This is a genomic window from Rubripirellula reticaptiva (genome assembly GCF_007860175.1).
In the GTDB taxonomy this organism is placed as follows: Bacteria; Planctomycetota; Planctomycetia; order Pirellulales; family Pirellulaceae; genus Rubripirellula; species Rubripirellula reticaptiva.
Window position 1 is genome coordinate 595615 of record NZ_SJPX01000005.1, and the last position, 12493, is coordinate 608107.

Below are 12493 nucleotides of genomic sequence, written 5' to 3' on the forward strand. Positions count from 1 at the left end.
CAGAAACGCTACGAAGCCGCACGACAACTATTTGCCAATGCAATACAGCGATTGATCGCTGCGGATGTACAGCTTGCCATCCGAAACCGCTGGCGATCCGTTGAAGTCGGTTTCATCGCCGGCCAGCACGTTCTGCGCAAGCGGCTTGAACGTATCCGTCGGCTCGTAAACAAACGTGCCGCTGCGACGTGTGACCACGTAAATGTGTTTGCCAATCAGGACCGGCGACGCATAGACCGGACGACCGTTTTGCAAGTTATCGACTCGCTCGCGATAGACGACTTCGCCATCTTTTGCCGACGTACAGTACGCGATTCCGCGATCGTCGATCCAATAGAAACGACCGTCCACAAGCAACGGCGTGGCCACGTAAGAACTGGACCGGTTCGTCCACACGACTTGCGAATCCGTGACGTCATCCTTGCCACCGGCTTTGACCGCGATGCTGCCGGATGCACGATAACCGCCGAAGCTATAAATCGTTTCGCCATCGACGATGACCGACGGCGATACGTTCCCGGTCATCGGTGACTCGGCGAACCAAAGCAGCTTTCCCGTGACGGGATTCAATGACCAAATTTCGCCAGGCACGCTGATCACAAGTTCTTCGCTGCCGTTGTCCAGTTTGACGATCCGCGGTGTGCCGTAAGTCAATTCAATCATGTCGGCTTCTTGACGCCAGATTTCTTTGCCGGTTGCTTTGTCAAGCGAAATGATCGACTTCGATTCTTCGGCCGCGTTGACAATGACGCTGTTGTTGAACAACACCAAACTTGCGGCTGAACCCCATTGCCGATTGCTGGAACCCTTGCCGACATCGACGCTCCAGTTCGTTTTCCCATCCAAGCTGATCGAATGCACGCCGCCCTTGCCAAGAAAGACATAGACGTTTTCACCATCGGTCACCGGCGTGTTGCTGGCGTAACCGTGTTCGGTGATGTAGCCCTGATACCCGTCTTCGCGATAGTCGATCGGAAAGTCGATCGACCATAACTGATCGCCAGTATTCTTGTCGAAGCACAGCACTTGTCGCTTGGCTGCATTGCCACCGGCGTCTTTGCCAGCGACGTAGCAGGTCACAACAACCTTGTCACCGACGATGATAGGGCTGGACGAACCACTGCCCGGCAAATCGACTTTCCAAGCCAAGTTGTTCGTCTCATCCCAGGTCGTAGGCACCACGTCGGACGAGCGAGCGGCGCCGCCTAGCCCCAAGAATTCAGGCCAATCACTTGCGTGCGATTGACTGGCTAGCAAGACGAGACAAAGCGATGCGAGAACGTAACGATGCATGAGCCGAACAACCTGAAACGAATTGCCGATAAACTTTGAGGAACCGCTATTATTTTAGAAGCGAGTTTGAGTCTACCAACACCCAAATCATTGTGGGCGTTGCGGGCGACCATTGCCAGCAGCGGCGTCGGCGTGATCGGGACCGTGCGGCGGCTGCGCGTTTTGAAGTTGCTCTTCTTGCTCGTCCGTCAGGATTCCGGCGAGTCGTTTGTCGACATCGGATTGCAAAGCAGCGAGCATGCGAGTTTGGCGGTCGTTCAAGTTGAGCGACTGCACGACGGGGTCCGGCAAAACTTGACCGGGCTTTGGCGGTGGACCTTGGGGAGCTCCACCTTGCGGCGGCTGGTTTCCAACTTGCTGGTTGGCTTGCCCAAAATTGCCGCCCTGCGGCGGCGGGCCGCCGCGGCCCATTTGATTGTTGCCACTGCCCTGGCCTTGCAGGACCGCAGTCAACTCGGCCTTCGTCACGCTTCCGTCACGATTAGCGTCAGCCTGTTCAAACAACTGAATGATCATCTCCATTGGCGGACCACCTCGACCGTTCATGCCGGGAGGCCCACCGCGACCGGGAGGCTGGGCCGAAAGCACACCGGGGAACATCAAGTTGGGGATCAGAGCGATGCCAAAGGCAATGACGATGGACTGGAATGTTCGATTCATGGACCGGTATCCGTTGGAAAAGCTGGCAGAGAAGACGGCGATTGAGCGTCGATAGACGAACCACCAGAGTGTCAATGCGCCGCCGACAGACGTACCGGGCCACGCTTTACCGAAGTTTTCCACAAATAACTTAGACACCCAAAAACAACCGGATATCCACCGTTTCGGCCCGTTTTAGGTGCAAGAGTTTGGTGGCGTGTTCCCGACAAGGAATGTGCCGGTGGCCAGTGAATGGCCATTTCAACCACCATTTTTCTGGGCACCTGTCAAAATGAATATCTCCAACTCCACGGCATCCTACGCCAGCCAAGCTTCGTCAGCGAATTCGCGATCCCAAGGCGCACGGCCTCAAGGGCCACCGCCAGGCGGCAAAGAACAACTTTCGTCGGCCTTGCAGTCCATCGGCGTCGACGACTCGACCGCTGCGAGCGTGCTGGAGCAAATCGACGTTGCGATCTCGGCTCTGAACACCGAGTCATCGTCAGGACGCGCCAACCGTGACGCGGTTCGGTCCGCGATCGACGAAGTCCTCGAAACCAACGGCATCGACTCGGCAGAAGTCGGCGAAGCCATCCAAGCGGCCGGCGCATCGGGTGTGTCAGGCGCATCGGGAGTGTCAGGTGCTTCGGGCGTGTCAGGCCCATCGCGTTCCGGTGGACCATCGGGCGCCGGCCGACCAAACGGACCACCGCCACCACGCCCCGAGGATACCGACACCAGCGACGTTGAATCGGCCCTGCTTTCGGCTGGCGTCGACGAAAGCTCGGTCGACGAACTGCTAAGCAAGATCATCGAAACCGTCGGAGAACTCGCAAGCAATTCGGAAACCAACATCACCGAAGAAGAATTGCGGTCGGCTTTGACGAGCATCCTGGAAGAAAACGACGTCGATGTCGAATCTTTCGAACAAGCCCTCAGCAGCCAATTGGGCTCGTCGGGATCGTTTCTGAACCGACTGGTCTAAGAACTGCACGGACATTTTTGGCCCTCCCCTCGGCTCAATGACGCATTGACGATTAGCGAACAAAAGCAGCCCCACTCGGCATTCAGAACTTTGCAAACTGAATCCCCAACGAAAGTGGGTTAGTCAACCATTGAACCGAAGTCATTGCCACGATGTCTAAATCTCAGACTCTTTTCGGCCGCACACTTTCTAAACTTGGCCGCTCACAAGAACAAAGCCGCGCTCGCCGCCGACGTCCGTCTCGGCGGCTAAGGGCCGAGGCATTGGAGGCTCGCCAGTTGCTTGCCGGTGACTTGTTCATCAACGAGATCATGGCCGACAACGATACGATCATCGAAGACCCCGATGAAGCCGGTGCGTACGAGGACTGGGTTGAAATCTACAATGCGGGAACGACAGCAATCGACCTCGGCGGCAAGTACCTGACCGACGACGTGGACGCTCCGACCCAGTGGCAATTCCCGGCGGGTTCGACCATCGCCGCGGGTGATTATCTGTTGATCTGGGCCGATGGCGAAACCGAGCAAGGTGACAACCATGCATCGTTCAAATTGTCGGCCAGCGGCGAAACGGTTGCTCTCTATGACACCGACGGCACGACGCTACTCGACACAATCGAGTTCGGCGCGCAGTCGACGGACGTTGCGTATGGCCGTTCGCCCGATGGCAGCGAAACGCTTAGCGTGCTAACGACGCCAACACCTGGTGCGGCCAACTCCGTTGTCGCCGAAGCCAACTTCGCACCAACCGCCAACGCCGGCGGTCCGTACTACGGCACCACCGCGGACACCATTTCGATTAGCGGATCGAAGTCGGCTGACTCGGACGGAACGATCGCAACGTACGCGTGGGACTTGGATCACGACGGCGAATATGACGACGCGACTGGCGTTGACGTTACGTTCACGTCGACCACGGCAGGAACTTTCGTCGTCGGATTGCAAGTGACCGACGATGACGGCGTGACCAGCATCGACACCGGGACGATCAAGATTTCGCAAGTTGGCGACACAGCGTCACCTTGGGATCCCGTCACGATCGATGACGAAGCGGCTGTGTTCTTTGACGACACTTACGTGCACGAAGTCTACATCACGTTTGAAGATGACGACTGGTACGACACGCTCTTCACTTCGCACGACACCGACGCAGCCGACCCGTATTTCGAAGCCGATTTTGTCGCGGACGGGATCGCGCTCGACAACGTCGGCGTGCGATTCAAGGGCAATTCGTCGTTCGATGGCAGCGGAGTCAAAAAGTCGATCAAGATTGACTTCAATGAATTCGTGGACTCTACGTTCTTGGGTCTGAAAAAACTGAACCTGAACAACAACTACAACGACCCGACGATGTTGCGGGAGAAATTGTTTTACGACTATGCGTCGAACTTTGTCGAAGGTGTGGGCCGCGCGGTCTTCACCAATGTCTACATCAATGGCGAACTCTATGGCGTGTACACGGCTGTCGAACAAGTGGACTCGACGTTCACGCAAAGCCGATTTGGAGACGACGAAGATGGCAATCTATACAAGGGAACGGCATCGGACGACGCGGTGCTTAGCGATCCGCAGGCCGACTTTGGTTCTGACTTGACCTACCTGGGCACGGATCAGGCCGCTTATGAAGCCTTCTATGAACTGAAGACGAACGAAGCCGCAAACGATTACTCGCAATTGATCGAGCTTATCGATGTGCTCAACAACACTCCGTCGGGCGAATTAGCCGATGCGATCGAACCACTGCTAGACGTCCAGGACACGCTTGCTTCGCTGGCGCTGAACAATCTGTTCGTGAACCTAGATTCCTACTCGGGCGCGGCCCACAACTATTATCTCTATGATCGGGATGACACCGGACAGTTCACGCATTTGCTGTGGGACGCGAACGAATCGTTCGGCACGTTCACTCAGTTCGTCGACCGCTTCCAAAACCCGGTCGAAATCGATCCGTTCTGGTTGCCGACTGGAACGGCAATGGGGCCACCCGGTACTCCGGTCGAAGACGAACCGCGACCGCTTGCCGAAAACTTGTGGGCCGTCGATGACTACAGCATCGACTACTTGCGTGATCTGCAACAAATGCTGGAAGAGGGTTTCGACGTCATTTCAGCCACTGCTCGGATCAACGAACTGGCCGATCTGATTCGTGATGACGTATCGGCCGACCCGAACAAACAATTCACGCTCGCGCAGTTCAATTCAAACTTGACGACCAACGTGTCGGCAGGAAATCGAACGATCTACGGATTGACCAGCTTCATCGGGGACCGATCGACCTATTTGGCGTCCGCTCTCTCGCAATACGACCTGGAACCGGAATCGGTCGAGGTCTACATCAACGAAATCATGGCGGACAATGACGCCACGATCGAAGATCCTGACGAAGCCGGTGCCTTTGAAGACTGGATCGAACTGTATAACCCTGGCACCACTGTGGTTGATCTCAGCGGATTCTACCTAACCGATGACGCTGCCGACCCAACGCAGTGGCAATTCCCCAGCGGATCAACGATCGACGCGGGAGGCTACCTGATCATTTGGGCCGATGGTGATACCGATCAAGGTGACAATCACGCTTCATTCAAGCTGTCCGCCGGCGGCGAGTCGGTGCAACTGTACAACAACGACGGAACCACGCTGGTCGACTCGATCACTTTTGGCGAGCAAACCACGGACGTCTCCTACGGTCGTTTCCCAGACGGATCGTCGACGCTGCTGGTTTTGTCGGCTGCCACACCAGGTGCATCCAACACCAACGACGCGACACCCGATAACATCGCCCCAACTGCCGAAGCCGGTGGCCCGTACACCGGAACCGTCGGCGGGACGATCACCCTGAGCGGTGCAACGTCGTCCGACTCGGACGGCACGATCGCATCTTACGCGTGGGACTTGGATAACGACGGGCTGTACGACGACGCCACGACGACCACTGCGACGTTCAACGCGGCCGCAGCGGGCACGTTCACGGTTGGTTTGCAAGTTACGGACGACGACGGTGCCACCAGCACCAACACGGCGACCGTTACCGTAAACGCCGCTGTTACCCCAGGACTGGTCGTCACTCAGTCGGGTGGTTCAACGATCGTCAACGAAGCGAGTTTGACGGACACGATCAACGTGGCACTATCGAGTCAACCGACCGCCGATGTCACGGTCAGTGTCACTAGCGCGGACACGGACGAAGCGGCCGTGTCGCCGGACCAACTGACGTTCACGCCAGACAACTGGGACATCGCTCAGACGGTTACGATCAGCAGTTCGAGCGACGGACTGAACGACGGCAGCCAGAGCACACAGGTTTCATTTGATGTCTCCAGCACCGATGCTGCGTACGCAGCCGTGACGAGCGTCGAAGTCAGCGTCATCACTCATGATTCGGACATCACGACCCCAGCAACTCGAATCTATACGCCCGACTTCCTCGTTCGTTTGCACGTAATCCCTGGCGACAGCATCCCAACAGCGATTCTGTTCCGAGCCGTTTCGAACGCGGCGATCTCAGTCGTTCCGATCGGCACCGCTAGTGTCGGACAAACGATCCGCGTGGTGGACGAGACCGTTTCGGGAATCGACACGTTCTCGGCCGGCGTGACCACGGCAACCGTCACGGCTGGCGGACTGTACGCGATCATCTTCGAACCGCATACCGAGAACCGCACCTACACCGTGCAATCGACCGCTGGATCGGATGCGTTTACTCCGTCGGCTCCCACCAATTTTCTGCAGCCAACGGACACCAACGGTGACGCCCGCACGTCGGCGCTGGATGCGTTGATCGTGATCAACCAAATCAGTCGAATGCAGAATGCCGAGGGCGAAGAGTTGACGGCGGCATTCATGTACGACGTCAACCACGACGGAGTCACCACCGCTCTGGATGCGTTGATGGTGATCAATCAATTGACAAGGCAAACGGACGCGACAAGCGAAAGTGAACTCGTGCAATCTGCTGACCAGCTCGCTCCGTTGCTTTCGAATCAATTGGCAACGACGACGTCAGAAAACGACGACGAGACGGCGGAGTATCCGCTCGGCGAAACTCTGGCGGACATCGATTCGCACGCGACTTTATTCGAGGCCGCGTTCGCATCCCAGTCGAATGCGGTTTCCGAATTCGTTTTCGAAAGCGATTCGGATCTGTCGGACGACGATTTGGATTTGCTTGCCGAGGACTTGCATCACATGCTTAGCATGCAAGAATCGAGTTCATGAACCGAGATATCACTCAAATCTTATCGGCGATCGAACAAGGCGACCCCAACGCGGCAAGCGACCTATTGCCGCTGGTGTATGAAGAACTAAGGCGACTGGCGGCCAGTCGAATGAACCACGAAAAGTCGGGACAAACACTTCAACCCACCGCCTTGGTTCACGAAGCTTTCCTGCGACTTGTCGGAAGCGGCGATGCGCACCAGTGGGACGGCCGAGGCCATTTCTTCGCCGCCGCAGCCGAAGCGATGCGAAGAATCTTGATCGAAAACGCGCGTCGCAAGGGCCGCGTCAAACGGGGCGGCGAACTCAAACGCCACGACCTGGAAGACAACGCGGCTGCGATTGACCCCGACAATTTTGACGAACTCCTTTCGCTCGACGAAGCGCTCAACAAGCTAGCCGTCGAAGACACGCAACTCGCGAAACTCGTCGAACTTCGCTACTTCACAGGCCTGACGATCGAAGAGACCGCCAACGTCCTGGGCGTTTCTGCACGAACCACCAAACGCAATTGGGCCTACGCTCGCGCCTGGCTGCAACGCGAAATGAGCGATTAGAAAGGACTCTCAAATTCGCTGAGCGAATTCAGCGGCAGGCGGTGCTCTTTCGATGCCTTTTTCGCGCAGACCGCATCAAACGACCGCGCCAACGGCCAGCCGCTGGCTTTTTGTTTGATTAGGGACATACTAAGGTTCAGCTATCCTCCCTTCGCTGCACCTGCCTTCCTACCTGCGGCCCCCGCCTGATGAAATCCAAGCTCGCAAAATCGCTTGCTTTTGCAACAGTGATCGCCTTAGTCGCTGCCCGCGTCGGACTTGCCGAGCCTGCGCAGAGCGACCAATCGAAACTTCGATTACCTGACCAAGTGACGTTCAACGCCCACATTCGGCCGATCATGTCGAACACGTGCTTTGCGTGCCACGGGCCCGACGAAGACGCCAACGACAGCGGTCTGCGGTTGGACTCGTTCGAACTAGCAACCGAATCGGCAATCGTTCCCGGGGACGCGGACGCATCCGACGTTTATCGCCGCTTGGTCGATGTGGACGATCCGATGCCGCCGACCGAGTTTCGACACCAGCTTTCCGATCGCGAAAAGGCGCTGTTCAAAAAGTGGATCGACCAAGGTGCTAAGTACGAACAGCATTGGTCATACACGCCGCTCGAGAAGCCGCCAATCGTAGACTCGAAATCCAACAACCCCATCGATGGTTTCATCATCGCTAGGCTGGCCACCGAAGGACTCTCACCTTCGCAGGTTGCTGACAAAGCAACGCTATTACGCCGACTTAGCTTGGACCTGATCGGCTTGCCACCGACGCCGGAACAAATCGATTCATTCATCGCGGACGATGCGGACGATGCTTACGAAAAACAAGTCGATCGCCTGCTCGCGTCGCCACACTATGGCGAGCGGATGGCGACTGCTTGGCTAGACATCGTGCGTTTTTCGGACACGGTGGGTTTCCATGGCGATCAAAACCAACGCATCTTTGCGTACCGCGACTACGTTATCGATTCGATCAACCAAAACAAACCATTCGACCAATTCACGATCGAACAACTTGCCGGCGACTTGCTGGAAAATCCGACCGAAGAACAACTGGTCGCAACCGGTCTGAACCGATTGAACATGGTCACCCGCGAAGGCGGCGCACAACCAGGCGAGTACTTGGCCAAATACAAAGCGGATCGCGTTCGTATGATCGGCACCGCTTGGTTGGGTTCGACGACCGGTTGCTGTGAATGCCACAACCACAAGTACGATCCGTTCACAGCAAAAGACTTCTATTCGCTCGGCGCGTTCTTTGACGACCTTCGCCAATGGGGCGTCTACAGCGACTACGGCTACACGCCCAACAAAGACCTGAAAGGCTTTAACAACGACTACCCTTTCCCACCTGAAATGCGGCTAAAGTCACGATCCCTGGAACAAGAAATCGCGTTGCTTGAACGAGAACTGGAGTCTTCTTTCCGATCAACCAAACCGCTTGATGAAGCCACACGCCAATGGGCCGCCGACGCGCACGCTTGGCTGCAAGCGAATCCGTCCGGATGGCAGACGTTGTCGCCAACATCCGTGAATTCCGCCAAAGAATCAACGACGAAACTACTCGGTACGGATGTCTTGGTATCGGGCGAAACCAAGAAGGACGACACCGTTACATGGCAACACGAAGTCACTAGTCCAACGGCTGTTCGCACCGTGCAACTGCAGATCCTTCCCGATGACGCCAACGGGGGACACGTCGGACGATCAGCCGAAGGACGATTCTCCGTTGCGACTTCGATCGCCATCGTCCGCGACGGGAAAGACGTGCCTTTGAAAATCGCGTTCGGACAAGCGGACCGACAAAACCCCAAAAACTATCAATCCGGCCACGACCCAAGATTCTTGGAAGAAACCTGGCGCAGCGGCCCCATCGCTTGGCAATTGCCCGCCAACGAAACCACGCTACCACACACTGCGGTTTACCATCTGGACGAATTGGCGAACCTGCTACCCGGCGATCGATTGGAAGTACGACTGCGCAGCGACGATGTCGGCAGATTCCGAGTCTCGACATCCCCGTTTGCTCGGATGGTGGTCGGACAACCGAGTGCACCGGAGTCACTTTCCCAAGCACTGGCGGCGTTCGACCAAGGCGCGGGCAGCGACGCAGTGCTGTCTGCATCCCAGACCGCCGCGATATTGACTGGCAAACATGGATCGACCGTTTCGGCCAAAGATCAAAGCAAAGACTACCTGCGAATTCGCAACGAAATCCTCGACCGCCGCAGCGGTTATGCAATGACTTTGGTGTCTCAGTCGCTGTCGCCCGAGCAAATTCCCGTCGCTCGAGTTCTGCCGCGTGGCAATTGGCAGGATGAATCGGGTGAAGTCATCACGCCGGCATTCCCCGAGTTTCTGACCCGGACAGAGTCAGAAGAACCCGACAACTCAAACGCGTCAGAGGAAAACCCTCGCCGCCTGACTCGCCTCGACCTGGCTCGCTGGCTGACGTCTGACGAAAACCCGATCGTTGCGCGCCACTACGTCAATCGAACGTGGAAACATTTCTTCGGCGCGGGGCTATCGAACAAACTCGATGACCTGGGCAGCCAAGGCGAATGGCCCAGCCACCCGCTTTTGCTTGATTGGCTGGCCGCCGAATTTCGCGATGGCTGGGACATGAAGCACATCGCACGACTGATCCTGACCAGCGACACGTATCGCCAAGCAGCCGCGGTTCGCGACGACCTCATCGAGACCGACCCTTACAACCGTTTGCTGTCTCAGCAATCGGCAAGACGTTTGGAAGCGGAAGCGATTCGCGATAACGCACTTTCGATCGCCGGCTTGCTGAACACCGATATCGTTGGCGGACCGAGCGTCTTCCCGTATCAACCCGAGGGCTACTACAGCAACATCCAATTTCCGAATCGAACCTACGTCAATGACACGGATTTTGGCCAGTATCGCCGCGGCGTTTACATGCACTGCCAGCGATCGTTCCTGCATCCAATGCTCGTCAATTTTGACGCGCCGGCACGTGACGAATGCGTCGCCGACCGGCCGCAATCGAACAGTCCTCAACAAGCATTGACGCTGCTGAACGATCCGTCGTTTGTTGAAACTGCAAAAGCACTCAGCAACCGAATGATCGCCGAAGACCCCGGTGCAACGATTCAAACCTACGTCGACCGCGCGTATCGATTATCGCTCGCACGCCCCCCACGTCCCGAAGAAATCGCGGGCCTGACGTCGCTTTACGAAAACCAGCTAAAACACTTTCGTGACACCCCCGACGACGCAAAACCTTTCGCGATTGACGATTCGAACGATGCCGCCGAGCGTGCGGCACTCGCGCAAGTCTGCCGCGTGATCCTGAACCTGCACGAAACCATCACTCGCTACTAAGAACACCATGAACGAAAACTTCATCGAACAATTGCGAAAAGATTGGTCGCGGCGGACGTTTCTGTCCAAGTCGTTTGCTGGGATCGGATCAATCGCTCTGTCATCGCTGCTGCAGGGACAATCCGGCGCCGGAGCCGCTGCCGCCGGTACAACAAGTGGACATCCATGGCCCGCATTGCCGAATCTGCCTCACCATGCGGCCAAGGCAAAACGGATCGTGCACCTTTGCATGGCGGGTGGCCCGTCACATGTCGAATCACTCGACCCGAAACCCGAACTTGATCGATTGGATGGGCAACCGTTCCCCAGTTCGTTTACCGACGGACAACAACTCGCCCAGCTTCAAGGCGCAACCCTGAAGGCTCGCAAGTCGTTCACGAAATTTAAAAAGTGGGGTCAATCGGGAATCGAAATTTCGGAACTTTTCCCGCACATCGGCAGCATCGCTGATGACCTGACCGTCGTTCGCAGCATGACGACCGAGCAGATCAATCACGACACGGCGCACGCGTTCATGAACACGGGCTCGATCATCAAAGGTCGACCGTCGATGGGTTCGTGGATGCTTTATGGACTTGGTGCTGAAACGGAAAATCTGCCCGGTTATGTCGTCATGACCTCGCAAGGTCCCGGCGCCCAACCCGTATCGGCGCGTCAGTGGTCAGCCGGTTTTCTGCCCAGCAAGTTCCAAGGCGTGGCATTTCAGAGCAAGGGTAAACCGGTCCACTACATCGGCAACCCCGACGGCGTTTGCCAATCGACTCAGCGACAGGTCGTCGACGAAATCCAGCGGATCAATGGACTGCTGCAACAGCGTCATCACGACGACGAAATTGCCACGCGAATCGCTCAGTACGAGATGGCGTTTCAAATGCAAACTGCCGTTCCGGATTTGGCAGACATGTCAAACGAGACCCAAGAAACGCTGGATATGTACGGCGTCAAGAAACCGGGCGACGGCTCGTTCGCATCCAATTGCCTGCTCGCTCGCCGGTTGTTGCAGCGAGGTGTCCGCGTCGTGCAACTGTATCACCGGGGTTGGGATCACCACAGCGATTTGGAAAAGAACTTTACAACCTCGGCCGGCGATTGCGATCGCCCCAGCGCTGCACTTGTGAAGGATCTGAAACGCCACGGCTTGCTGGACGATACGCTGGTTCTGTGGGGCGGCGAATTCGGCCGCACACCGATGTCACAGGGCTCCGGCCGCGACCACCACATCAACGGGTTTAGCGTTTGGATGGCGGGCGGCGGCGTCAAAGGTGGCACGGTCTACGGCGCAACCGACGAACTCGGGTACAACAGCGTCGAAAATGTTGTTTCCGTTCACGACTTGCATGCGACGATGTTGGACCTGTTCGGAATCGAACATGAACGCTTCACGAAAGCGTTTCAAGGGCTCGACATCAAACTAACCGGCGTCGAACCGGCCCGAGTGGTCCGAGAAATCATCGCGTAACC

The 12493-nt window shown here is 56.8% G+C and carries 7 protein-coding genes; 5 read left to right on the forward strand and 2 right to left on the reverse strand.

The features are described from left to right. Positions 1-27: 27 nt before the first annotated feature. Together Poly59_RS23355 and Poly59_RS23360 are read right to left on the reverse strand one after the other, a co-directional pair. The gene (locus Poly59_RS23355) at positions 28-1293 is read right to left on the reverse strand and encodes an outer membrane protein assembly factor BamB family protein (RefSeq protein WP_146536503.1); all 1266 of its coding nucleotides are present in this window, start codon (positions 1291-1293) and stop codon (positions 28-30) included. A gap of 87 nt (positions 1294-1380) precedes the next feature. Beyond that, a complete protein-coding gene (locus Poly59_RS23360; RefSeq protein WP_146536504.1) occupies positions 1381-1953 on the reverse strand; it encodes an EF-hand domain-containing protein in 573 nt (190 codons plus the stop codon). A 271-nt stretch (positions 1954-2224) separates the two neighbouring features. On the opposite strand from Poly59_RS23360, the gene Poly59_RS23365 reads away from it, so the two are divergent. From Poly59_RS23365 to Poly59_RS23385, 5 genes are all read left to right on the forward strand, one after another. Continuing rightward, positions 2225-2917 (forward strand): hypothetical protein, encoded by a 693-nt coding sequence (locus tag Poly59_RS23365; protein ID WP_146536505.1) that lies wholly within the window; start codon positions 2225-2227, stop codon positions 2915-2917. Positions 2918-3069: 152 nt separating this feature from the next. Then, positions 3070-7131, forward strand: a complete 4062-nt coding sequence (locus tag Poly59_RS23370) for a CotH kinase family protein (protein WP_146536506.1) — start codon at positions 3070-3072, stop codon at positions 7129-7131. Then, positions 7128-7688, forward strand: coding sequence for an ECF-type sigma factor (locus Poly59_RS23375; protein ID WP_146536507.1), 561 nt, complete (start codon positions 7128-7130; stop codon positions 7686-7688). Before Poly59_RS23370 ends, Poly59_RS23375 begins: the two co-directional genes overlap by 4 nt. A 188-nt stretch (positions 7689-7876) precedes the next feature. Next, the gene (locus tag Poly59_RS23380) at positions 7877-11032 is read left to right on the forward strand and encodes a PSD1 and planctomycete cytochrome C domain-containing protein (protein ID WP_146536508.1); all 3156 of its coding nucleotides are present in this window, start codon (positions 7877-7879) and stop codon (positions 11030-11032) included. Positions 11033-11039: 7 nt separating this feature from the next. After that, on the forward strand, positions 11040-12491 hold the full coding sequence (locus tag Poly59_RS23385; protein WP_146536509.1) for a DUF1501 domain-containing protein: 1452 nt from the start codon (positions 11040-11042) through the stop codon (positions 12489-12491). Positions 12492-12493 lie beyond the last annotated feature (2 nt).